The organism is Venatorbacter sp. C2-1, from assembly GCF_022832715.1.
Classification (GTDB): domain Bacteria; phylum Pseudomonadota; class Gammaproteobacteria; order Pseudomonadales; family Oceanobacteraceae; genus Venatoribacter; species Venatoribacter alkanivorans.
On the sequence record NZ_CP094879.1, the window covers coordinates 718,317 to 740,053 of the forward strand.

At 55.0% G+C, this 21,737-nt stretch carries 23 protein-coding genes; 4 read left to right on the forward strand and 19 right to left on the reverse strand.

Going from position 1 to position 21,737, the window contains the following annotated elements; translation table 11 throughout:
* Positions 1 to 3: 3 nt before the first annotated feature.
* The 6 genes from MT343_RS03155 to MT343_RS03180 form a co-directional block, all read right to left on the reverse strand.
* Positions 4 to 2,829 carry a CHASE domain-containing protein gene (locus MT343_RS03155; RefSeq protein WP_145469922.1) on the reverse strand — a complete coding sequence of 942 codons (2,826 nt, stop codon included), beginning with the start codon at positions 2,827 to 2,829 and terminating at the stop codon, positions 4 to 6.
* An 89-nt stretch (positions 2,830 to 2,918) separates the two neighbouring features.
* Positions 2,919 to 3,341, reverse strand: a complete 423-nt coding sequence (locus tag MT343_RS03160) for a hypothetical protein (RefSeq protein WP_145469921.1) — start codon at positions 3,339 to 3,341, stop codon at positions 2,919 to 2,921.
* A gap of 289 nt (positions 3,342 to 3,630) precedes the next feature.
* Positions 3,631 to 4,107, reverse strand: a complete 477-nt coding sequence (gene ybaK, locus MT343_RS03165; RefSeq protein WP_145469920.1) for a Cys-tRNA(Pro) deacylase — start codon at positions 4,105 to 4,107, stop codon at positions 3,631 to 3,633.
* Entirely contained in the window at positions 4,107 to 4,349 is a 243-nt protein-coding gene (locus MT343_RS03170) for a DUF1653 domain-containing protein (protein WP_145469919.1), read from the reverse strand. The genes ybaK and MT343_RS03170 overlap by 1 nt, the downstream gene beginning before the upstream one ends.
* Positions 4,350 to 4,368: 19 nt before the next feature.
* Positions 4,369 to 5,082 (reverse strand): SIMPL domain-containing protein, encoded by a 714-nt coding sequence (locus MT343_RS03175; protein WP_145469918.1) that lies wholly within the window; start codon positions 5,080 to 5,082, stop codon positions 4,369 to 4,371.
* A 126-nt stretch (positions 5,083 to 5,208) separates the two neighbouring features.
* Positions 5,209 to 5,508, reverse strand: a complete 300-nt coding sequence (locus MT343_RS03180; protein WP_145469917.1) for a DUF1244 domain-containing protein — start codon at positions 5,506 to 5,508, stop codon at positions 5,209 to 5,211.
* 340 nt (positions 5,509 to 5,848) lie between these two features.
* Between MT343_RS03180 and rsgA the strand changes: the two genes are divergently transcribed.
* A complete protein-coding gene (gene rsgA / locus MT343_RS03185; RefSeq protein WP_145469916.1) occupies positions 5,849 to 6,913 on the forward strand; it encodes a ribosome small subunit-dependent GTPase A in 1,065 nt (354 codons plus the stop codon).
* A 65-nt stretch (positions 6,914 to 6,978) separates the two neighbouring features.
* Here rsgA and MT343_RS03190 read toward each other — a convergent pair whose 3' ends face one another.
* The 9 genes from MT343_RS03190 to MT343_RS03230 form a co-directional block, all read right to left on the reverse strand.
* Entirely contained in the window at positions 6,979 to 7,290 is a 312-nt protein-coding gene (locus tag MT343_RS03190) for a DUF1330 domain-containing protein (RefSeq protein ID WP_145469915.1), read from the reverse strand.
* A 27-nt stretch (positions 7,291 to 7,317) separates the two neighbouring features.
* The gene (gene thiL, locus MT343_RS03195) at positions 7,318 to 8,274 is read right to left on the reverse strand and encodes a thiamine-phosphate kinase (protein WP_145469914.1); all 957 of its coding nucleotides are present in this window, start codon (positions 8,272 to 8,274) and stop codon (positions 7,318 to 7,320) included.
* Between the two features lie 19 nt (positions 8,275 to 8,293).
* Positions 8,294 to 8,764 carry a transcription antitermination factor NusB gene (gene nusB / locus MT343_RS03200; RefSeq protein WP_145469913.1) on the reverse strand — a complete coding sequence of 157 codons (471 nt, stop codon included), beginning with the start codon at positions 8,762 to 8,764 and terminating at the stop codon, positions 8,294 to 8,296.
* Positions 8,765 to 8,769: 5 nt separating this feature from the next.
* Complete coding sequence (ribH, locus tag MT343_RS03205; RefSeq protein ID WP_145469912.1) at positions 8,770 to 9,246, reverse strand: 6,7-dimethyl-8-ribityllumazine synthase; 477 nt, start codon at positions 9,244 to 9,246, stop codon at positions 8,770 to 8,772.
* Between the two features lie 13 nt (positions 9,247 to 9,259).
* Positions 9,260 to 10,375 (reverse strand): bifunctional 3,4-dihydroxy-2-butanone-4-phosphate synthase/GTP cyclohydrolase II, encoded by a 1,116-nt coding sequence (ribBA, locus tag MT343_RS03210; RefSeq protein ID WP_145469911.1) that lies wholly within the window; start codon positions 10,373 to 10,375, stop codon positions 9,260 to 9,262.
* A gap of 12 nt (positions 10,376 to 10,387) precedes the next feature.
* Positions 10,388 to 11,050 carry a riboflavin synthase gene (locus MT343_RS03215; protein WP_145469910.1) on the reverse strand — a complete coding sequence of 221 codons (663 nt, stop codon included), beginning with the start codon at positions 11,048 to 11,050 and terminating at the stop codon, positions 10,388 to 10,390.
* Positions 11,051 to 11,100: 50 nt separating this feature from the next.
* Entirely contained in the window at positions 11,101 to 12,210 is a 1,110-nt protein-coding gene (gene ribD, locus MT343_RS03220; RefSeq protein WP_145469909.1) for a bifunctional diaminohydroxyphosphoribosylaminopyrimidine deaminase/5-amino-6-(5-phosphoribosylamino)uracil reductase RibD, read from the reverse strand.
* Entirely contained in the window at positions 12,207 to 12,695 is a 489-nt protein-coding gene (gene nrdR / locus MT343_RS03225) for a transcriptional regulator NrdR (RefSeq protein WP_145469908.1), read from the reverse strand. The genes ribD and nrdR overlap by 4 nt, the downstream gene beginning before the upstream one ends.
* Positions 12,696 to 12,842: 147 nt before the next feature.
* Entirely contained in the window at positions 12,843 to 13,742 is a 900-nt protein-coding gene (locus MT343_RS03230; protein WP_145469907.1) for a metal-dependent hydrolase, read from the reverse strand.
* Between the two features lie 98 nt (positions 13,743 to 13,840).
* Here MT343_RS03230 and MT343_RS03235 point away from each other — a divergent pair, with 98 nt between their 5' ends.
* Entirely contained in the window at positions 13,841 to 14,050 is a 210-nt protein-coding gene (locus MT343_RS03235) for a hypothetical protein (protein ID WP_145469906.1), read from the forward strand.
* Between the two features lie 32 nt (positions 14,051 to 14,082).
* Here the strand turns inward: MT343_RS03235 and MT343_RS03240 are convergent, their stop codons facing one another.
* From MT343_RS03240 to glyA, 3 genes are all read right to left on the reverse strand, one after another.
* Positions 14,083 to 14,430: a hypothetical protein gene (locus tag MT343_RS03240; protein ID WP_145469905.1), complete on the reverse strand. Its 348-nt coding sequence runs from the start codon at positions 14,428 to 14,430 to the stop codon at positions 14,083 to 14,085.
* 101 nt (positions 14,431 to 14,531) lie between these two features.
* Positions 14,532 to 15,227, reverse strand: a complete 696-nt coding sequence (locus tag MT343_RS03245) for a substrate-binding periplasmic protein (RefSeq protein WP_145469904.1) — start codon at positions 15,225 to 15,227, stop codon at positions 14,532 to 14,534.
* 214 nt (positions 15,228 to 15,441) lie between these two features.
* Positions 15,442 to 16,704, reverse strand: a complete 1,263-nt coding sequence (gene glyA / locus MT343_RS03250; protein WP_145469903.1) for a serine hydroxymethyltransferase — start codon at positions 16,702 to 16,704, stop codon at positions 15,442 to 15,444.
* A gap of 257 nt (positions 16,705 to 16,961) precedes the next feature.
* Here glyA and MT343_RS03255 point away from each other — a divergent pair, with 257 nt between their 5' ends.
* Together MT343_RS03255 and MT343_RS03260 are read left to right on the forward strand one after the other, a co-directional pair.
* On the forward strand, positions 16,962 to 19,373 hold the full coding sequence (locus MT343_RS03255; RefSeq protein WP_145469902.1) for a DUF1588 domain-containing protein: 2,412 nt from the start codon (positions 16,962 to 16,964) through the stop codon (positions 19,371 to 19,373).
* The gene (locus tag MT343_RS03260; RefSeq protein ID WP_145469901.1) at positions 19,366 to 20,679 is read left to right on the forward strand and encodes a DUF1501 domain-containing protein; all 1,314 of its coding nucleotides are present in this window, start codon (positions 19,366 to 19,368) and stop codon (positions 20,677 to 20,679) included. Before MT343_RS03255 ends, MT343_RS03260 begins: the two co-directional genes overlap by 8 nt.
* Positions 20,680 to 20,690: 11 nt before the next feature.
* Here MT343_RS03260 and MT343_RS03265 read toward each other — a convergent pair whose 3' ends face one another.
* Complete coding sequence (locus MT343_RS03265; RefSeq protein WP_145469900.1) at positions 20,691 to 21,626, reverse strand: sensor domain-containing diguanylate cyclase; 936 nt, start codon at positions 21,624 to 21,626, stop codon at positions 20,691 to 20,693.
* Positions 21,627 to 21,737: the final 111 nt, after the last annotated feature.

Sequence of the window (21,737 nt, forward strand, 5' to 3'; positions counted from 1 at the left end):
TAATCAGTGAAGATGCAGGTGGTAGAGTAATAACGCCTGCAGTTTTTCAGCATCAATCGGTTTGGCAATATGGGCCTGCATACCGGCGTCCAGACAGTCAGTCACATCGTTTTCCATGGCATTGGCGGTCATCGCGATGATAGGAATATGGGAATACTGTGGGTGCTGACGGATGGTGCGGCTGGTTTGCAGTCCATCCATAACCGGCATCTGAATATCCATCAGAATCAGATCAGGGTTCAGTTCCTGCTGCAGAAGGTCCAGTGCTTCCTGGCCATGGTTGGCAATGGTTACCCGGGCACCAAAGCTTTCAAGCAGCTCCTGCGCCAGTAACTGATTCATCAGGGCATCTTCTGCCAACAGGATATGCTTACCCTGCAGAGGCAGATTCAGGGCAGATTCAGCCGGAACATCTGCCGGAACTTCTGCCGGAACTTCTGCCGGGTCGGCTGGTTCGGAGTTATTGCTTTCTGTACATGGAAAAATTCCGCTACTGAGCAGCGCCCCTTCGGGTTGTGCCGGCGGTAATTGCAACCACAGATGAAATTCGCTGCCAACACTTTCCTGACTGCTGATGGTGATATCCCCACCCATCTGTACAGCGAGTTCTTTGCTGATGCTCAGTCCTAAGCCGGTGCCGCCAAAACGGCGGCTGGTTGACGCGTCAGCCTGGCGGAAAGCCTCAAATAAAAACTTTATCTGATTGGCGCTGATGCCTATGCCGGTATCACTGACTCTGGCATGCAGGCACTGCTTCCTGTCATCGTAATTCAGGCGTAAACAGATATTGCCTGCGGATGTAAATTTGAATGCGTTACTGAGTAAGTTTATTAATATCTGTTCAACCCGCAGGGCGTCTCCCATAAAAAAGGCCGGAATGTCTGTTTCCAGAATGATACTGAATTCCAGATTTTTATCTCTGGTTGGCAATAAAAACAGTGCACCGATTTTTTTCAGGATATTTTCCAGTGAAAATCTGGCGTTATCCAGCTCCATTCTTCCGGACTCTATCTTGGCATAATCCAGGGATTGATTAATCAGAGCCAATAATGTTTGAGAAGACAACTGTACCTTTGTCAGATAGTCTTTCTGTTTATCGTTTAACAGGGTTTTCAGACATAACTGAGTAAAGCCAATGATGGCATTTAACGGTGTGCGGAATTCATGGCTCATGTTGGCCAGAAATTGTGACTTTGCTTTGTTAGCGGCGTTGGCCTTTTGCATGGCGATGGTCAGATCTTCGGTTTTTATCCGTACCTGATCCCTGATGTATTCCAGCGACCCCGTAACGACCAGAATAAACATTTGCATAATAGCAGCCAGCAAAAAACCGCCGGTTAAAATAACCCAGCTGGCCCAGTCTTTGTCATCGATAACGTAGTCTTTGTTGGCATATATCTGTATGTGGTAAGTACGTCCGGAAAAATAATTGAGGTAACTCTTCTCCTGATAACCTGGCAATGGTTCAGTATTGGCGGTAAAAAGTTCCTGTGGTCTTTCTTTGTCAGTGACGTCGGTTATCTGAATCGATAAGCCAAGTCGCAGGGCTTCCTGCCAGATGTTTTCCAGCAACCCATGAATCTTCAGTACTCCGCTGGCAAAACCAATAAATTCAGAATAATTCTCTTTTTTGCTATCGCGCAGCGCTGCTGTTGTATCGAATATCGGCATGTAAATAATGGTGGCTTTTTTCTCTCCTGATTCCTGCGCCAGAACAATAGGGGCTGTAGCAACAGGATGGCGCAGCTTGCGGGCGTTCATCAAAGCTTCCCGCCGCTCCGGATTCGCAGCGAGATTAAGGCCAAATGCCCGGCGGTTTTGCTCCAGCGGATAGAGGTAATACACAGGGTAATACTCGTCACGGTCTGCAGCTTTTGCTAATGATCCATCGGCTTTGAACTCAGTCAGTTCAAAATCAGGGTACCCTTGCTGACGCATGTCGTTAACCAGCTCCTGGCGCTCTGTCTGTGCCACAACGGGTGTCCAGCCGACACCATAGAACACCGGGTCATCATCCAGAATGACTTTAGAAAAAGCGTTGAATTCAGTGAAAGAGACATGTTCAGATGCATTGAACAGGGCTGCATAAGCAACGAGCTTATGCTCCGCGGTGGTCAGGAGAGCATCAAGCTCGCGGGCGATGTTGTCTGATTTTCCGGAAATAACTTGCTGATTTTCATAGTGCCGGTGCCCAATCGAAATATAAAAAATTCCCCATACCAGAAGAAAAATCACTGTGGTTGGCACCGTACTTTGCAACAGGCGACTGCGTGTCAGCTGCTTACGGTAATAAAAAATATTGAGCAGCAGCGGGGTAAACAGCAATACACCGATGGCGTCGCCAATCCACCAGGTTAACCAGGTGAAAAAATACTGGTCGGCAGTAATGATGCCATTAAAGAACAGCGTTGTTACACCAATAGTGCTGGCAATCAGGCAGCCACCGAGTGCGATGATCAGGGTAAATAACAGAATGGTGCGGGGCGATTCCAGCAGTCGGGCTTTACCAATAAAACGATTCTGTAACAGATAACCGCCAGCCGCCTGTGACATTGCACCACTGGCAATGCATAACGGTGCAATAAGGGCTGTGGCTGTCAGGTTGTGGTAATCACCGCTGATGATTGCCAGATTAATCAGAAATGAACCGCAGCCAATGCCCAGCAATGCAGGCCAAAGGCGCAGGGCTGTTACTGCTGCCAGAGCAATGCCGGCCGCCGGCCAGACGGCAGAGGCAAAGCCTGGCGGAATTGCCAGTGCCAGACCAAAGCGGGCGGCAATGGCATAGCTCAGAGCTGCGATCAAAAAATGAATAATGGAATGGCGCATGGGTCCCTCTCCCGCCTGAGTGTCCGAAGTATAGACGTGGATTGGCGTCAGGGCGGATCAGAGGCTGGGCAGGTCAGGGCCGGAACAGATTACAGAGAGTAGCGCTGGTGGCAGTAGGCTACGCCAGAGACGATGGGGTAATCCTGGCAGTAGCGCAGGTTGCAATGAAACTCTTCGAGGCGCGCCTCTGCGGGCAACAGCACTTCGGGCTCGCCAACATAGCCTGCGCTGCAGAGTTCGGTCGCGCGGCGGCGCCAGTGTTGTTTAAACGTCGTGATGGTGTCGTCGTAATTCAGAATAAACTGATAACCGCCGATCTGGCGCACTTCAATCACATAGACGCCAGGAGCAATTTCTTTATCCAGATAACCATTCTGCTGTTCCACACCATCGTTCAGTACCGGCTTATAAGCGACAGGACTGCAGGCAGCCAACAGTGCGGTCAGGCTTAAGGCGATGACTGAGCGCAGGGCTGTGACTGGATGTAAAACGGAGTGGTTCGGCTCGTTCATGCTGGCTGGTCTGTGATTGGCTGATCTGTGGTTGGTGGTCAGGGTGCTTTAGTCTGGTGCTATCCGGCCTGTTGGCCGCAAGGGGAGGAATTCTGCACAGCCTTGCCGCTCACGTCCAGCGGCCCGCGACAAAAGTTCTGCCATAAACGTGCAAAGCTGTGTTGCAGTCGACAGAATAACAGTGGCAGTGGCCCTGCTGGCCGGGAGGGATCACCGCCAGCACCTGATGTGCGCTGGCGATATGTTGAGGGGAGGTCGTCAGTTGCTGGTTATTAGTCGCTGGCAGCGGCTATTCGCTGGTAATAGGAGCGAAGACTGCGCGCGTGAGCTTTGCCAGATCTTCCGGAGCCAGTTCAATTTCCAGACCACGACGACCGGCGCTGACGTTGAGCCTTGATAAGGCTTCTGCGCTGCTGTCGATCACCGTTGGCAGGGCTTTCTTCTGACCGATAGGGCTGATGCCGCCGACAATATAGCCGGTGGTGCGTTCAGCCAGTTTAGGGTCGGCCATTTCGGCTTTTTTGGCGCCCAGTGCTTTGGCAATGGCTTTCAGGCTGAGCATATGGGTTACCGGCAGCACCGCGACGGCCAGCGTACTTTTATGGCCGGTTAAGCTGACCAGCAGGGTTTTGAATACCAGTGAAGGATCAAGCCCCAGCGCTTCGGCGGCTTCTTCGCCGTAGGATTCCGCCGCGGGGTCGTGCTGATATTCATGCACATTAAAAGTAATACCGGCTTTTTTGGCGCAATTAATCGCGGGTGTCATCAGCAGGCCTCCGGGCTGATCAGCTGAAAACGAGGCTGGAGTACGCCGTTGTGCTCTATGTTTTCAACAAACATCGCATACGGCCGCACCCAGCTGGAAAAATCGCCATACAGCGTTTTGTACAGCACCAGCCACTCTTCATTTTCACTGTGGCGCACCAGTCCCAGCACCTGATAATCGTTACCTTTGTAATGGCGGTAAATTCCCGGAGTAATCTGCGGGGCTGCGGCTTGTGCGCTCATTGGTATCCCTTGTAAATAATTATTTCAGTTCAAAGCGTACGCCGGCACTGGCGTTAATGCTTTGCTTCTGGATCAGCATCGGAGCAGGCGCTGAATCCGATTTAGCCATACTCATAGCGCGCATTTCAAACATTGGCTGGCCACCGCCACCCTGTTCTTCGATGTGCAGGACTTTACCCAGTTTATTATCCAGAGCTTTGGCCATGCTGCTGGCTTTATTGCGGGCGTTGGTCAGTGCCAGCGTCATCGCCTGCTGTTCCAGAGCGGCACGGTCGTTAAAGCGCAGTTCGGTGTTATGGAGTTTTACCAGCGAATTCTGCAGCAGCTCATGTACCAGTACACCGTATTGCTCCATATCACGCAGCGTCAGGCTGACATTACGGCTGACCTGTTCACCTTTATATTCACGCTTATTCCGGCCAATGCTGTAGTCGTACTCAAATACCGGCTGGTTGCTGATGTGTGCGGCGTCGATATCCTCTTTTTTAATACCGAGCTTTTTGCTGATGGCGAGTACATTGTTCATCGCCGTATCTACTTTGGCCTTGGCCGCTTTAGCAGTCGGCTGGGTATCACTGACGGTCAGATTAAGCTGCAGATAATCGGGGTAAGCTGCCACTTCGCCCTGACCGGTAACATCGATATAGCGGTCGTCACCGGCAAGTGCAGGCTGAGTGCTGAATAAAGCACAGACAGAAAACAGTAAAGCGGCAGAAGCGGTGTTCAGTTTCATGGTTATTTCCTGAAGGACGGTTTATTAGGCGTATTCGATACAGCATATTGCCAGCGGTTCGGTAGATGGCGGGTCTTTGCCTGATCTTTACGCCGCAGTGTTACAGGATAAGGTACAGGGGAAACATTATGACTTGTTTTCCTGGCCGGCATTAAAGGCTGCTAATTGTTCGGCTGTCGCTTCCTGCTGGTACTTTTCTTTCCACTCGCTGTAAGGCATGCCATAAATTTTTTCCCGGGCGGCGTCATAATCCATCTCTGCTCCCTGCTCAGCCGCGGCACTGACGGTCCATTTGGCGAGACAGTTACGGCAAAAACCGGCGAGGTTCATTAAGTCGATATTCTGTACATCCTTACGCTCGTCCAGATGCTTAAGCAGGCGGCGCAGCACGGCAGCTTCAATGGCGGTTTGCTGGTCGGGTGTCATAAATGTCTCCATAACGATGGCAAAGCACTCAGTGTAAACGATGTCGCAGGCTTGTTGCGTTGTTTATTACGTAATATAGTGAACCACCTTTTTTAACCGTCAGGAGAATATTTGATGATTGTCGTAACTTCTGACCGGGCCTGTATTGCAGCTTAATCCGCACAATCTGATGCTTCGCATCAACGCTGTTTTCTGCTTTCCCCGCCCGGTTTACTGAACTTTTAAACCGGGGCAAAAATGCCCCCCTGTATTTTTTACATGCTTCTCTGCAAGGCTTTTTGCTGCCTGTTATCCGGCGCAGACCTGCAGAGCATGATGACGCCTGGCGTCAGGGGTTCATATGACATCTCAACCTTCTCTTGCCGGTCTTGGCTGGCAGGCATTTTTTCAACAACAACTCAGCCTCGAAGAATGGCAGCATGGCCATCCGGTGCGGGTGCTGGAGCAACATAAAACATTGCTGGAAGTCAGTGGCGGGCAGGGCATTGTTCGTCTGCCTTATACACCCGCGGCGTTCAGTCAGCATGGCGCTGTGTGTGTCGGTGACTGGTTGCTGCTGGATAACAGTGAGCAACCACAGATTATCCGCCGGCTTGAACGGCTCAGTTGCTTTCAGCGCCGTGCAGCAGGCATTAAAGCCGGAATGCAGTTAATTGCCGCCAATGTGGATACGGCGTTTATCGTCTGCTCATTAAATGATGATTTTAATCTGAACCGTATTGAACGTTACCTCAGCATTGTCCACGAAAGTGGTGCAGAAGCCGTGGTGGTGCTCAGCAAGGCAGACCTGTGTGAGCAGGCAGAAGACTATCGTCAGCAGGTACAAAAGCTTGACCCTCTTCTGGCGGTGGTCAGTGTCAGTGCGTTTGCGCAGGACAGTATTCAGCAATTAATGCCCTGGTGTGGGTGTGGTAAAACCGTTGCTTTACTGGGCTCATCCGGTGCCGGTAAATCGACCCTCAGTAATCAGTTATTGGGGCAGGAGATACAGGCTACTGCGGCTATCCGCGAGGACGACAGTAAGGGTCGCCATACCACGACCCGGCGTTCATTACTGAGTATGCCAGGTGGTGCGATGATTCTGGATACACCGGGCATGCGTGAGCTGCAGCTGGCTGATTGCGCCGATGGTCTGGCACAGACCTTCGCCGATATCGAAGAACTGGCCGGACAATGCCGTTTTGCCGACTGTGGACACAGCAATGAACCCGGTTGTGCGGTACGTCAGGCGCTGCACAATGGCATGCTGGATGAACGGCGTTTACGCCATTATGAAAAACTGCAGCGTGAGCAGCAGCTGAACAGTGCGACTCTGGCACAACGCCGTGCCGGTGAGCGGGAAACAGGTAAGCTGCATAAGCGCATTCTTAATGAGCGTAAACGGCAGAAACATCCGGATCATTAATGGTTTGATCATAATAAAAAGCCCGGATTTTTCCGGGCTTTTTACTATGTAGCAAAACTCTGAAATTACAGTTCGGTCGCATTGTTATACATTGCGATTATGGTCCGGCTGGCGACTGAGTGGTCAAGATGGCGACTTTTTATTGCCAGATACTCGGGGTCAGCAAAAAAAGCTTCCATAGTTTTCTGGTCGGGAAATTCAATGGTAAAAACCCGGTTGATATGATTGGCTGTTTTCGTTTTCAGTACTTCAGCGATACGGAAGTCGTAGCCAAAAGAACCGCCGTAGGCCGTCAGGATCGGCAGCATGGCATCGCGGTATTGCTGATAGCCCACGTCGTCAGTAACGTGAAGTCCCATTACGCGTTCATAACCCATAAAAATTCCCTTTCGTGCTTATCAGGATCAGAAATGTTGAAAACCGGCGTGCTCCGGCAGCGTTAATATATGATCATTTTCCTGCACCAGTACATCCTCTCCGTTATGGGTAATGACTTTACCTATACGGGCAATACCGGAAAATTCTTCGCGCAAAGCTTCTGCTTCTTTGCGTCGTGCTGCCGGTATGGTGAATAACAACTGGTAATCATCGCCACCGGTAATGCACTGCAGCCAGCGGCTGTCAGTGCGTTCGGCAATGGTCGGAATGGCAGCGGCATCTAATTCCAGGGTGACGCCGGAAGCGCGGGCAATATGCCCGGCGTCTTGTAATAAACCGTCGGAAATATCCATGCAGCTGGTCGCCAGATCACGCAATTGAATGCCCAGCGGCGTCTGCACCTGCGGAAAATAATAATGCCGTGCCAGGCCACTGAATTGCGCCGGATTTTCCAGCACCTGTGGCAGGGCCAGTGCACCACGGCCAATGGTATCGGACACCCAGATATCATCACCTGCCTGTGCACCTGCGCGTGTAAGTGCGGAGCCTGCCGGTACCCAGCCCTGAACCTGAATGCTGATAACAAGACAGGGGCCGGAGGTGGTGTCACCACCGAGTAAATCGAGATCCAGCTCATGGGCAGCATCGCGCAAACCGCTGGCAAAATCAGCCAGCCATTCATGCTCTGCATTAGGTAAGGTGAGCGCCAGATGAAAGCCCTGCGGCTCAGCACCCATGGCGGCCAGATCCGAGGCGGCACAACGCAGCGCGCGCTGGGCAATTAAATGGGCAGGAGCGGTCGCCGGAAAATGCACATCGGCCACCTGGGTGTCGATGCTTTGCAGCAGGTCACAACCGGCGGGCGGCGTAACGATGGAGGCATCGTCACCCACGCCCAGACGGGTGTATTGATTGCGCGGAAAACCGGAGGCAAAAAATTCGCGGATAAGCGCGAATTCACCGGAGCCAGTTGCTTTGCTCATGGCAGCCTCCGTTTAGCGATCAGTCGCGGGCAGCGCGTGGTCCGCGGATTTCAACGCTGCGTTCACGCTGGGCCAGTTTATCCAGAACACCGTTGATAAACTTATGACCGTCGGTGGCACCGAAGGTTTTGGCCAGTTCAATCGCTTCGTTAATCACGACTTTATACGGCACGTCGATGCGGCGCAGCATTTCGAAAGCACCAAGGCGCACAATCGCCAGTTCGACCGGTGTCATTTCGTCCATGCGGCGGTCGAGCAGCGGTGCTACTTTTTCGTCGAGCAGGGTTTTCTCGCGGGGCACTCCGTGCAGAATGTCGTGGAAATATTCCAGATCCACCTTGCTCATGTCGTTATCGGTGCGGAATTCAGCCTCAATCTGAGACAGATCCGCGCCTGCCAGTTGCCACTGGTACAGAGCCTGAACAGCGTAATGGCGAGCCTTGCGACGGGCTGCCGGGCTGGCTTTCTGATTGCCGGAAGTGCGGGACATGAAAATCAGGCCTCCATGGCTTTCAGCAGGGCAACCATTTCGAAGGCAGACATGGCTGCTTCTTCGCCCTTGTTACCGGCTTTGGTACCGGAACGTTCGATCGCCTGTTCGATGGTATCGACGGTCAGCACACCGAAGGAAACCGGAATACCGAATTCCAGAGAGACAGAGCTCAGACCCTTCACACATTCACCGGCCACGTATTCGAAATGCGGTGTACCGCCACGGATAACCGCACCCAGTGCGATGATGGCGTCGAATTTATCGGTCGCTGCGGTTTTCTGCACAACCAGTGGAATCTCGAAAGCACCCGGTGCGCGGATGATGGTGATGTTTTCTTCGTCCACGCCGTGACGCAGCAGCGAATCCACCGCACCTTCCAGCAGGCTTTCAACAACAAAGGCATTCCAGCGGCCAACTACGATGGCGTATTTGCCGTCGTTCGGGGTCAGGTTCCCCTCAATGGTATTAATGTGTTTCATGGTCTTTATCCATTCATTCGTTAAAAGGGATGTACTCGACAATTTCCAGATCGAAACCGGAAATGCCGCTGTATTTCATTTCGGAGCTGAGCAGGCGCATTTTCTGCACGCCCAGTTCACGCAGAATCTGCGAGCCGGTACCAATGGTTAAAAAGGCGCCGGAGCTGTCTTTATTCGGGCTGCGCAGCGGACGCGCACGGCCGAAGAAATCATCCAGACTGTCGCTCACGCATTCGCTCTGACCGGCGGACAACAGCACCAGCGCACCTTTGCCTTCTTCGGCAATACGGCTCAGTGCCTGGGTCGATGACCAGCTGTCGGATTCCGGTTTGCGCAGACCGAGTACGTCGCGCAGCATATTGTTGGTCTGCACGCGGATCAGGGTGGGCTCATCAGCGCGGATATCGCCCATGGTCAGTGCCAGGTGCGTTTCGTTCTGAATAGTGTCGCGGAAGGTGTGCAGGGTGAATTCACCGAACTCGGTGTGCACGCTGTCACGGCTGATCACTTCCACGGTTTTTTCGTTGGCGATGCGGTAGTGAATCAGATCGGCGATGGTGCCGATTTTCAGGTTATGTTTGGCGGCAAACACTTCCAGATCCGGACGGCGGGCCATGGTGCCGTCGGCATTCATCACTTCGACGATGGCGGCGGCCGGAATCAGGCCCGCCAGACGCGCCAGATCGCAACCGGCTTCGGTATGACCGGCACGGCTTAATACACCGCCGGGACGGGCGCGCAGCGGGAATATATGGCCAGGCTGCACGATGTCTTCCGGCTTGGTGTAGGAGTCAACGGCGACACGGATAGTATGCGCACGGTCAGCCGCGGAAATACCGGTGGTCACACCTTCGGCCGCTTCAATAGAGACGGTAAAAGGCGTGGAAAATTTTGCACCGTTACCGGTTACCATGGCCGGCAGGCCGAGGTAATCACAACGCTCACCGGTTAAGGTCAGGCAGATTAAACCGCGCGCTTCGCTGGCCATAAAGTTGATGATTTCCGGCGTCACTTTTTCTGCGGCAACAATAATGTCGCCTTCGTTTTCGCGGTCTTCATCATCCATCAGGATGACCATTTTGCCCTGGCGGATATCGGCGATAATGTCTTCGATTTTATTCAGTGCCATGTGTTCAGCCTGTTATTTCCAGAATCCGTTTTGCGCCAGAAACGCCTGGCTGATGCCAGTGTCCGGTGCCTGTTCGGCGCTGTTGTCCGGGCGCAGTAACTGCTCCAGATAACGCGCAATAATGTCGACTTCCAGGTGTACCTCACTGCCCGGTTGCAGACCGATTAACGTGGTCTGCTGGGCGGTGTGCGGCACGATATTCAGCTCAAAGCCGTCGGCGCTTAATGCATTGGCGGTGAGGCTGACGCCATCAACCGTGACCGAGCCTTTGGCAGCGATGTATTTACGCAATGCCGCCGGAGCTTCAATGGTAAAGCGGATCGAGCGTGCATCGGCGCTGCGTTTTTTCACGATGCCGACGCCGTCAACATGGCCGGTAACCAGATGGCCACCCATGCGCGTGGTCGGCAGCATGGCTTTTTCCAGATTGACTTTGGTGCCTGCGCTCCAGCGCTCGATGTGGGTGTGCGCCAGTGATTCGCGTGACACATCGGCAATAAAGCCATTACCGGGCAGACCAACCACGGTCAGACAGACGCCGTTGGTGGCAATGCTGTCGCCGAGTTTTACATCGGCCAGATCGAGTGCGCCGCTGTTGATCTGCAGCGTCAGGTCGCCCTGTTGGTTTTTAACCGCGGCTACGGTGCCGATGGCTTCAATAATTCCGGTAAACATGGACTTTCCGTCACTCTCTTAATGCGCTGCCGGCTCGCGGCAGGGCTCTGTTATGCGTCTGGTGTCAGTACCAGTTTTAAATCGCCGCCGACCATGCGTACATCCTGCCAGCGCCAGCGCAGCTGCTGCTCCATACGCTCAAGCCCTAAGGATAGCAGCGGTCGCGCCTCACTCCCGAGGATAGTCGGTGCGCAGTAGAGCACCAGCTCGTTGATCAGTCCGGCGGCGGCAAAGGCCCCGGCCAGCTGGGCGCCGCTTTCCAGTAATACTTCGTTGCAGCCACGTTCGCCCAGTTCCGCCAGCAGCGCCGGCAGATCGACTTTATTCGCCACGGTCAGCGGTGCCTGCCAGATGCTGAGTGTGCCCAGCGACTCATCGCGGCGCACCTTACAGCTCGCAGCATTGCTGACAGCCAGCAGGATATCGCCGGGCAGGGAGAATATCTGTTCGTTGCCGCTCAGCCGTTGCTGTCCGTCAATGATCACCCGTAATGGCTGACGCCACAGGCGTTGTTCCTGTTCGATGCCGGTCTCGGCCGGGCGTACGGTCATCGACGGGTTATCGGTTAATACGGAACCTGCGCCGGTAATTACCGCGCAGCTTTGCGCGCGCAGGCGCTGGACATCGGCACGGGCTGCAGCGCCTGTGATCCACTGGCTTTCACCACTGGCCATGGCGGTACGGCCATCCAGACTTTGCGCTAATTTGGCGCGAACCCAGGGCATACCGCTGCGCATACGCTGCATAAAACCTTTGTTCAGGTCGATGGCCTGAGCTTCAAGGCAGGGAGTAATCACCTCGATACCGGCATCGCGCAGCAGGTTGTAGCCACGTCCGGCAACCAGCGGGTTAGGGTCGGAACAGGCACCGACTACCCGTGCCACACCGGCCTTAATCAGGCCTTCGGCGCAGGGCGGGGTGCGGCCATGGTGGCTGCAGGGTTCGAGGGTAACGTAAGCCGTGGCACCGCGGGCGTTATCGCCGGCCATGCGCAGGGCATGCACTTCGGCATGGGGCTCGCCGGCTTTCTGATGCCAGCCTTCACCGACGATTTCGCCGTTATTCACAATCACGCAGCCGACGCGCGGATTCGGGCTGGTGGAGTAACGCCCGAGTTCGGCCAGCTGCAGAGCACGGGCCATATAAAATTCGTGGTTCATGCTTCTTCTTCCTTACTGTCAGCGAGAGGGCTTAACGGTGAGGAGATGCGCTCGATTTCGGCGCGGAATTCATCCAGATCCTGGAAGCTGCGATAGACCGAGGCAAAGCGTACATAGGCCACCTGATCGAGCTGACGCAGTTCGGCCATCACGCATTCGCCCAGAATACGGCTGGGGACTTCGCGTTCGCCGGTGGCGCGCAGTTTTTGTTTGATACGGACGATGGCGGCTTCAACGTCTTCGACACTGACCGGGCGCTTTTCCAGCGCGCGGTGGATACCGGAACGGAGTTTGTCTTCGTTGAAGGGTTCGCGTGTACCGTCTTGTTTGATGATGCGTGGCATCACCAGTTCGGCACTTTCGAAGGTGGTAAAGCGTTCGCCACAGCTGATGCATTCCCGTCGGCGTCGGATTTGCTCACCATCGGCAACCAGGCGTGAATCAATAACTTTGGTTTCCGGGTGAGTACAGAACGGGCAATACATAACTGGTAAAGAGCGACTCAGGTGAGCTTAAAGAGGGCGGATTCTAAAGGATTTGCGCTGGCGGCGCCAGAGGCCGGGCGCTTTCCGGATACACAGACAGCCACCGGGTTAACGGCGGCTGTCTGTGCGCAACGCTTAAGGCAGGGCTTAAGCGCGCTGTGGGTTTTTGATCTGATCGGCGAGCATGCCGTCTTTACCCAGCAGTTTCTCGCGCCAGTCGTCCAGCAGCTGCACGGTATCGTGGTCATTCGGATGGAAGCCTGGCTTAAAGAAGTCCAGATACTGCGGCAGCAGTTTCGGGAACAGGCCTTTCGGGCTCCACAGATACCAGAAACCTTTCAGGTTGTTCCAGACATCAAACAGCTTGCGGTCGGCCCAGAGCATACGGATATGGCCGATGCCCACCACGGTAAAGAAGAAGAAGGTAACAATCAGCATGGTCAGTACGCGGGTGAAGTAGCCGCCACCAACCAGGTTGTACACATCGTAGGCCACGATTTTGTGTTCGTTTTCTTCCAGCGCGTGCCACATCCACAGCTTCAGGGCTTCCGGGTCCTGAATGTTGGCCTGATGCGATGGGTCACGCAGCAGCTGTTCAGCCAGAATCGCGGTGTAGTGCTCCAGCGCCACGGTAATGGCCAGCTGGATTTTCTTTGGCAGGGTTTTACGCGCAAAGCGCAGCAGAATACCGAGATCGCGGTCGAGATTGTTGGCCGGGAAACCGTGTTTTTCGGCCAGATCGTTAAAGGCTTTGTGTTCTTTGCTGTGCATCGCTTCCTGACCGATAAAGCCGGATACCTGGGCTTTCAGCAGCGGGTCGGTGATGTCTTTGCGGTAGTTGCGCACAGAGTCAACGAAGAAGGTTTCACCTTCCGGAAACAGGGTCGACAGGGTTGACCAGAAGGTGGTCAGAAACGGGCTGTCTTTGTACCAGTAGCGTTTGGTGTCATCTGCGAATTCGAAGTCCATACGACGTGGCGGGATGTTAGCCTTGGCTCCGGCAGTCTGACGGACAGTGCCAGCATCGGCAGTGCTTGCATGAGTCATAACTGATTCCTTTGATACTTTTATTGTTGTTCGGATGTTCGGGCCTGTCGGCAGGCCCTGATCAATGTCAGCGTATTAAACGCTTGCGGGTCGGAGGGTTGAAGGTAGCAATCGGTCAATATTTAACAGGGGGGGCTGGTGCGGGTCAGACAGGATATTTGGCTGTTCTGGCAGAAAATCACCCTGAGTTGTCCGGGCTGTGGATGAACGGCGCAGAACGGCTCTTTTCAGCGTTATTTACACCATCTTCTGGTACAGCTGTCTGGATTGTTCCCGGGTTCAAATCAGCCAATGACGGTTTTGACTGAGATACGGCACAAACGCCCCGCTTCCTGTTTTATCAGTTAGCGGCGGAGGTCAGGTCGGGATGGCTCTGAAACAGGCGTTCCAGATGGACGTCCAGAGCGTCGGTATGGGTCTGGTAGTCTTCGATATGGCCCCAGCTCATAAAAATACTGGAGTTAAAGCCCTGACTGATGTCGTTGAAATAGACACAGGTTTTGCCAAACACCGCCACCACCCAGAAACCACAGCCTTCATCGCCCCAGGGATGCTGTTGCCAGAGTTCCGGTAATGGCAGCCGGATCAGTTGCCAGATCTGGTGCAGGGCGGGGTCCATCTGTTGCTCGGCATGACGAAGCATGGCGGCCAGGTGCCGTTCGGTTACCGGAGTCCAGTGCTTGCTCATGATATGGCATCTCTCTGTGGATAACGGATACAGCAAGGTGCTGCCTGCTTATGTAGCACCCTATGACAAAGCTGTGACAGACAGATGACAGTGTTATGTGCTTAATCGGTATCCAGCGGAGGTAACTGCAGCAGGGCATCATTGATTTGCCGGGCCAGCGCCGGTTGCTCCTGCAACAGGGTATAGGCGATATACAGACCGAAAGGCTGTACCAATTCGGGCTGCTCCGTAAACAGCGTGACCGGCAGCCCCTGGCGGCGGATTTCTTCCAGCATCACCCGGCGCGCAACAAAGGCGGCACTGACGCGCCCGTCAGTAAGCAGGCTGATCAGGTCAGCGGCCTGATGCACGGTATGCAGCGGACCGCATCCCTGCTGTTCCAGCCAATACTGGGTGTTGGTATTAATGATGGTCGCTGTCGGGCTTTGGCACAGTCCGGGCTTTTTGCCGGCAAAGTAAAACCAGCTCCAGCGGTTGAGCATCAATGGTCCGAAAAAGTGTGCGTGTTCGCTGCGCTTATTGTTTGGCGAGGCGAGAAAAAAACCGTCGACATCACCAGCCTCCAGCTCCGCCAGCGCACGGCCGTAATTGGGAACGGGCACAATGCGAAATTCTACTCCGGCGCGGGTCAGCAGCTGTTGCAGGCGGGCAAGCGCTATGCCGTCAGCCTGGCCCTCAGCATTGATGTAGGTATAGGGAGGGAAGTGCGGCATCGCCAGGGTTAACGGACGGGCCTGCGCCGGATGACCACAGAGCAACAGCAGCAACAGGCAGGGGATCAGAGCCGGTAGTGGCATGGCATGGATGTCTCGTAATCTGAATTCGTACTTTAAGCTTAGGTCAGGCTGCTACCCGTGCCGTTTCTGTTGTCGGTAAAGAGCGGTTTTGTTTTATAAAAGTCACATATGGCACCCCGCACTCAGGGCAGAAGAGGCATAACAGCAGAATAAAAAAAAACCGCCGGGTGCAGGCACCGGGCGGTTTGTTTACAGCGGAAGTATCAGTCGGGGCTTATTTGTAAACCGGGAACTGTTCGCACAGGGCAACAACCTTGGCTTTTACTTCGGCTTCAACGGCGTCGGAGTTGCCGTTTTCCAGACCGTTCAGTACATCACAGATCCAGCCAGCCAGTTCCGTTGCCTGAGCTTCTTTGAAGCCGCGGCTGGTGATGGCCGGAGAACCGATACGCAGACCAGAGGTTACGAACGGAGAGCGTGGGTCGTTAGGTACTGAGTTTTTGTTCACAGTGATGTTGGCGCGACCCAGAGCGGCGTCAGCGTCTTTACCTGTGTACTCTTTACCGATCAGGTCAACCAGGAACAGGTGGTCATCGGTGCCACCGGATACCACATTGATACCGCGTTCGATAAAGGTTTTGGCCATGGCCTGAGCGTTCTTAACTACCTGCGCCTGATAGGCTTTGTACTCGTCAGACATCGCTTCTTTGAAGCATACGGCTTTGGCTGCGATAACGTGCATCAGCGGGCCGCCCTGGGATTCAGGGAATACCGCGAAGTTCAGCTTCTTGTTCAGCTCTTCGTCTTCGTTGGCCAGAATCAGACCACCACGCGGACCGCGCAGGGTTTTGTGAGTGGTGGTGGTTACCACGTCGGCAATGCCAACCGGAGACGGGTAAACGCCAGCGGCGATCAGACCGGCAACGTGGGCCATATCAACGAACAGGTAAGCGCCCACTTCGTCGGCGATGGTGCGGAAACGCGCCCAGTCAACCACGCGGCTGTAAGCCGAGAAACCAGCGACGATCATTTTTGGCTTGTGTTCACGCGCCAGACGCTCAACTTCGGCGTAATCGATTTCGCCGGTTTCCGGGTTCAGACCGTACTGAACAGCGTTATAAACGCGGCCTGAGAAAGATACCGATGCACCGTGAGTCAGGTGACCACCGTGTGCCAGGCTCATACCCAGAATGGTATCGCCAGGCTGACACAGGGCGAAGTAAACCGCCGCGTTGGCCTGAGAACCGGAGTGTGGCTGTACGTTAGCGTAGCCTGCACCGAACAGTTCTTTGGCGCGGTCGATGGCCAGCTGTTCGATCACATCAACGTGCTCACAACCACCGTAGTAACGCTTGCCCGGATAACCTTCGGCGTACTTGTTGGTCAGCTGGGAGCCCTGAGCTTCCATTACCCGTGGGCTGGTGTAGTTTTCGGAGGCGATCAGCTCAATGTGATGCTCCTGACGGGCATCTTCGGCTTTCATCGCTGACCACAGTTCCGGGTCAAAATCCGCTATGTTCATATCACGGCTAAACATCAGAGCTTCCTCACACAGGGTGGTAGAAAAGGGGGTTAAAATCAGAAGGGCGGCATTCTAGCGCAAACTGCGCCGTCTGGCACTTGAGAAGGTGTCATTATCGGCGTGAACTGCGCTCATCTGAGGAAGGAAAAATGTGACCATATGGTCAGAAAAACGCCCTAACAACGCGGTTATAACAACTTATTACATCGTTTAACGGAAAAGCCCTGCGGCTGTTCCATACTCAAGGCTTCACTGATCATGGTACATCTCTGATGCGTGCTGGTTTCCCCCTGATTCTGCTTTGTTGGCTGCTGAGCGCCTGCTCCGGTCCCGGTAATGAATACGCCGGCGAACTGGTCAGCGACAGCAATCCACAGAACAATACCCCGGATAAAACTCCGACAGATGGTAATGGGGCTGCGGCCTGTGCGGCGGAGCTGGAACGTTTCAATACTGAATTATGGGCGCCGGTACTGGCGCCATCCTGTATGCAGTGCCACCAGAGCGGTGGCATTGCGGCTGAGTCCGGACTGGTGCTGAAGCCCGCCTCCGTGAGCTCTTATCTGGCTGATAATCTCAGCGCAGTAAATACTTACATCGCCTCTGAGTCTGGTCTGGCCAATATAGAAGCCAAGCCGCTGGCGCAGGTCGTGCACGGTGGCGGGCGTGTGTTTGCTGCGGGTTCTGCGGCTCATCAGGCGCTGCAGGGCTGGCTTGCCGGCCCGGTTGCCAGCTGCAGTGACGGTGATGGCAGCGATGGCAGTGTCAGTCTGTCGGCGTTCTGGGACGAGGCCGTCTTGCTGGATAACAACGCCACGTTGCGTAAGGCGGCACTGCTGTTTGCCGGACGCCTGCCAACAGCCGCAGAGCAGGCTTCGATTGCTGATGGTACCGAAGTCAGCCTGCGCAATGCGATCCGCCATTTAATGAGCGGCGAGCACTTCAGTGATTTCCTGATGGAAAGCGCGAATGACCGCTTACTCACCAATAAATTCGCCAACAACCGCACGCCGGGGCTGGATCTGCTGTATGAAGGTGGACGCTTCACCTATATCGAATCCCGTCTGGCACCGCTGCAGCAGGCGATCAACGATGCCACCACTGATGAACAGCGTCAGGCCGCCAATGAAGCCTTTGGTTTTGCCTGGGCCAATACCAACAGGGCCGTGGCCTCCGCACCGCTACAGCTGATTAATTATGTCGTCACCCACGACCGCCCCTACAGCGAAGTGCTAACCGCCACCTATCTGATGGTGAACCCATTTTCCAACGACGTGTATCACACCGGTATCAGTTTCCCGGATGCCAATGATCCGGACGACTGGCGGCCGGCACAGATTATCGATGGCTATGCCGGTGGGCCATTGCCCCAGGCCGGTTTGCTCAGCTCACAGATGTTTCTGGCGCGTTATCCCTCAACCGATACCAACCGCAACCGCGCGCGGGCCCGTTGGGCGTATTACTTTTTCCTGAATGTGGATATTGAAGGGCTGGCGCTGCGCTCTATGGACCCGGCTGATCTGGCCGATACCAACAACCCGACGCTGAATAATCCATCCTGCGCGGTCTGCCACGAAATGATGGACCCGGTGGCCGGCGCCTTTCAGAACTATGGCGACAACGGCCATTACCGTGATGCCTGGGATGGTGATGACTCACTGCCGGACACCTACAAAGCCGGCAGTCTCTATCAGCAGGGTGATCTCTGGTATCGCGATATGCGCGCACCGGGCTTTGCCGGGCAGATACTGCCGGCTGCCAATAATGACAACAGCCTGCAGTGGCTGGCGCAGCAGATGGTGGCCGATGAGCGCTTTGCTTCAGGTACGGTCGCCTTCTGGTGGCCGGCGGTCTTTGGGCGTGAGTTGTTGCCACAACCAACCGAGCCGAGCGACGTTGATTACGCCGACAAGCTGGCCCGTTACAGCGAACAGCAGCGCATGGTCGGTGAGCTGGCGACTGCTTTCCGCAGCGGTGGCTATCAGCTGAAAGATCTGCTGGCCGATATGGCAATGAGCCCGGTGTTCCGCGCTTCGCATGCACCGGCAACGGCGTATTACGGTGATATGGGCGCCGGTCAGCTGCTCAGCGCCGAGCAGCTGAGCCGTAAGATTCAGGCGGTGAGTGGTGGCCTCTGGCATCACACCTGGGATGAAAACTATGACCTGCTGGCGCGGGATTATTATGGCCTGTATGGCGGTATCGACAGCGATACCGTGGTGCAGCGCGGGCAAAGCCTGAACACCCTGATGTATGCCGTGGCCGGTCGTATGTCGCAGGAAATGGTGTGCCAGCGGGTGGTGGCCGAATTTGAATTACCTAAAGCACAGCGCACGCTGTTTACCCTGGTGGAGATGACCGATACCCCGGCCAACGCTCCGGTACAGGTACAGGCGCAGGTTAACCGGCTGATTGAGGTGATCTGGGGCGATCCGCTGACCGATCTGGTGGTGGAGCAGAACAGTACCTACAACCTGTTTAACGAGGTCTGGAGTGAGCGTGTGGCCAATGCGCCCAGCGACTGGCTTTACCACAACGACACCAGCGATGATCAGCAGGACGAGTTCTGTCTGCTTGACTGGGACAACGATGCGGCCCTGAAACAGGACCCGAACCACACCCTGCGCAGCTGGATGGCTGTGCTGACGTATCTGCTCAGTGACTTCAGGATGCTTTATGAATAATGGGATGAATCGCCGCCGTTTCCTGCAGTTGCTGGTTGCTTCCGGTCTGGCCGCCGGTCTTCCGGTGTCACTGCGCGCGCGTGCGGCAGAGGGGAATTTCACGCCTTACAGCGGCCCGTTTTTTGTCAGTATTGAGGCTGGCGGCGGCTGGGATGTCACCAGTTTCTGCGATCCGAAAGCCAATCCGGCGATCAATCACTGGGCCAGTACTCAGGGCGTGCAAACCATCAGCGGCAGCTCTGTTACCTACGCGCCCTTTGCCCACAATCAGCGCTTCTTCAGCAACCTGCATCCGCATATGCTGGTGGTCAACGGCATTGATGCCCAGACCAACGCGCATCAGGCCGGCCAGCGTTACAACTGGAGTGGCCGGCTGGCAGAAGGCTATCCGTCGTTTGCGGCGCTGGCAGCGGCGGTGTATGGCGCCGGACTGCCACTGGCATATCTCAGTAATGGGGGTTACAACCAGACGGCAGGAGTCATCAACTACACCCTGATGCAGGACCCCGGTGCGCTTAATAAGCTGGTGTATCAGGATCAGTTTCTCGACGGCGGCAGCGGTTGGGATGCGGCAAAGTATTTTCATCGTCAGAGCACACGCGACATCATCAACCGCCACCGTGCAGAACGTCTGGCGCGGTTGCAGGCCGCACAGCCGCATATGGCGTCGCGAATGCAGGCGGCGCTGAATCAGTTTGCGGCGGCCAAAGATGGTCAGCAATTGCTGGAGTTGCTGGCGCAGTATGTCCCCCAGACGCTGGTCGATTACACCGATGCCGATGGTTACTGGAACCCCTTGTTACGCCAGGCGCAGATTGCACTGGCAGCGTATCAGTCGGGGTTATGTGTCAGCACCGATCTGGTGGCCTGGGGGTTTGATACTCACGCTAATCATGATGCTGATCATGCGGCGGCACTGATGCGTCTGCAGAACGGTGTGGAATACCTCTGGGCGGAAGCCGGGCGACTGGGGATCGACGATAAGCTGGTGGTGATGATCAGCTCTGACTTTGCCCGTACACCGGGCTATAACGACGGTAATGGTAAAGACCACTGGCCAATCGGCAGCACGATTTTTATGAGTAAGAACGCCAGCTGGGCAAACCGCAGTGTCGGCTTAACCACTGCGGCGCATGAAGCTCAGACCGTTAATGCCCAAACACTGGCTCCGGACAGCAACGGCATTTTGCTGCAGCCCAAGCATATACAGCAGGCAATGCGTGAACTGGCGGGAATTGCCGGGCACGAGCTGAGTCAGCGTTTTCCGTTGAATGCGGAGTCGGTCAATCTGTTTGGTCAGCTCTGACGACGGCAGGTTTAACCGACAGCTGGCCAGGGGGCGGCTGCCTCGCAGCAGTTACGACCGTGGGCTTTGGCGCGGTATAAGGCTTCGTCGGCGCGGCTCAGTAAGGTCTGAACCGAATCACCACTACCTTCAAACTGACTGATACCGGCCGAGACTGTGATGCGCAGCTGCTGCTCTTCCGGCATGGTGTAAATGCTTTGCCGGGTCAGCTGTTCGCGCAGGCGGTTTCCCAGATTCATGGCGTCGGGCAGGCGGGTTTCCGGCAGCAGAACTACAAACTCCTCACCGCCCAGCCGGGCAAAAAAGTCGATTTTACGCAGGCCGCTTTCATAGAAACGGGCAAAAAACTGCAGCACCTGATCGCCGGCGTGATGGCCAAACTGGTCGTTTACCTGTTTGAAGTAGTCAATATCGAGCAACATCAGGCACAGCGGATGCTGATAGCGCTGGGCGCGCGCTAGCTCTTCTCCGGCGCGGGCAAAAAAGTGGCGACGGTTGGCGACGCTGGTCAGCACATCGGTATTGGCGACGTCGTTGAGTTCTTCCAGTGCGGTGCGCAGGCGCGCTTCGGTATCTTTCAGCTCGGTGATATTGGTGCCGATAAGGACCAGATGATCATCGATGGTGACCTGGGTAATTTTCAGCCACTCACCGTTAAACAGGTCGGATTCAAAAGTGCGAACCGGGTCCAGACGCTGGCGGCTTTCCACATCGCTGATCCACTGTTCGAAGTCTTCGCTGTCTGTACGGACGCCAAGGCCGTTGTTGTAGGCATTACGCATCAGCTCCCGGTGCGTCAGCCCGGTGGCCTGCTGACGGCTGAGACCGAACACATTAGCCATATTGGCGTTGCAGTAGAGCAGTTGATTGTTGCTGTCGAAGACACCAAAAGCGTTGGGTGTTTCATCCAGCAGGCGGTAAAGAAGGTCGTTGATCTGGCTGTTCATAGAGCAGACCTCTGCGTGTTTGCAGGCGCTGGAGAGCAGTATAGACAACGGCTGACAGCCAGTAATGTCTGGCGTTTATTTGTTCCGTGACAGATGTAGCAGGCCAGGGTA

Coding starts and splice junctions, on each gene's coding strand:
- MT343_RS03155 (WP_145469922.1), bottom strand. CDS start 2,829: ATGCGCCATTCCATTATTCATTTTTTGATCGCAGCTCTGAGCTATGCC.
- MT343_RS03160 (WP_145469921.1), bottom strand. CDS start 3,341: ATGAACGAGCCGAACCACTCCGTTTTACATCCAGTCACAGCCCTGCGC.
- ybaK (WP_145469920.1), bottom strand. CDS start 4,107: ATGACACCCGCGATTAATTGCGCCAAAAAAGCCGGTATTACTTTTAAT.
- MT343_RS03170 (WP_145469919.1), bottom strand. CDS start 4,349: ATGAGCGCACAAGCCGCAGCCCCGCAGATTACTCCGGGAATTTACCGC.
- MT343_RS03175 (WP_145469918.1), bottom strand. CDS start 5,082: ATGAAACTGAACACCGCTTCTGCCGCTTTACTGTTTTCTGTCTGTGCT.
- MT343_RS03180 (WP_145469917.1), bottom strand. CDS start 5,508: ATGACACCCGACCAGCAAACCGCCATTGAAGCTGCCGTGCTGCGCCGC.
- rsgA (WP_145469916.1), top strand. CDS start 5,849: ATGACATCTCAACCTTCTCTTGCCGGTCTTGGCTGGCAGGCATTTTTT.
- MT343_RS03190 (WP_145469915.1), bottom strand. CDS start 7,290: ATGGGTTATGAACGCGTAATGGGACTTCACGTTACTGACGACGTGGGC.
- thiL (WP_145469914.1), bottom strand. CDS start 8,274: ATGAGCAAAGCAACTGGCTCCGGTGAATTCGCGCTTATCCGCGAATTT.
- nusB (WP_145469913.1), bottom strand. CDS start 8,764: ATGTCCCGCACTTCCGGCAATCAGAAAGCCAGCCCGGCAGCCCGTCGC.
- ribH (WP_145469912.1), bottom strand. CDS start 9,246: ATGAAACACATTAATACCATTGAGGGGAACCTGACCCCGAACGACGGC.
- ribBA (WP_145469911.1), bottom strand. CDS start 10,375: ATGGCACTGAATAAAATCGAAGACATTATCGCCGATATCCGCCAGGGC.
- MT343_RS03215 (WP_145469910.1), bottom strand. CDS start 11,050: ATGTTTACCGGAATTATTGAAGCCATCGGCACCGTAGCCGCGGTTAAA.
- ribD (WP_145469909.1), bottom strand. CDS start 12,210: ATGAACCACGAATTTTATATGGCCCGTGCTCTGCAGCTGGCCGAACTC.
- nrdR (WP_145469908.1), bottom strand. CDS start 12,695: ATGTATTGCCCGTTCTGTACTCACCCGGAAACCAAAGTTATTGATTCA.
- MT343_RS03230 (WP_145469907.1), bottom strand. CDS start 13,742: ATGACTCATGCAAGCACTGCCGATGCTGGCACTGTCCGTCAGACTGCC.
- MT343_RS03240 (WP_145469905.1), bottom strand. CDS start 14,430: ATGAGCAAGCACTGGACTCCGGTAACCGAACGGCACCTGGCCGCCATG.
- MT343_RS03245 (WP_145469904.1), bottom strand. CDS start 15,227: ATGCCACTACCGGCTCTGATCCCCTGCCTGTTGCTGCTGTTGCTCTGT.
- glyA (WP_145469903.1), bottom strand. CDS start 16,704: ATGTTTAGCCGTGATATGAACATAGCGGATTTTGACCCGGAACTGTGG.
- MT343_RS03255 (WP_145469902.1), top strand. CDS start 16,962: ATGCGTGCTGGTTTCCCCCTGATTCTGCTTTGTTGGCTGCTGAGCGCC.
- MT343_RS03260 (WP_145469901.1), top strand. CDS start 19,366: ATGAATAATGGGATGAATCGCCGCCGTTTCCTGCAGTTGCTGGTTGCT.
- MT343_RS03265 (WP_145469900.1), bottom strand. CDS start 21,626: ATGAACAGCCAGATCAACGACCTTCTTTACCGCCTGCTGGATGAAACA.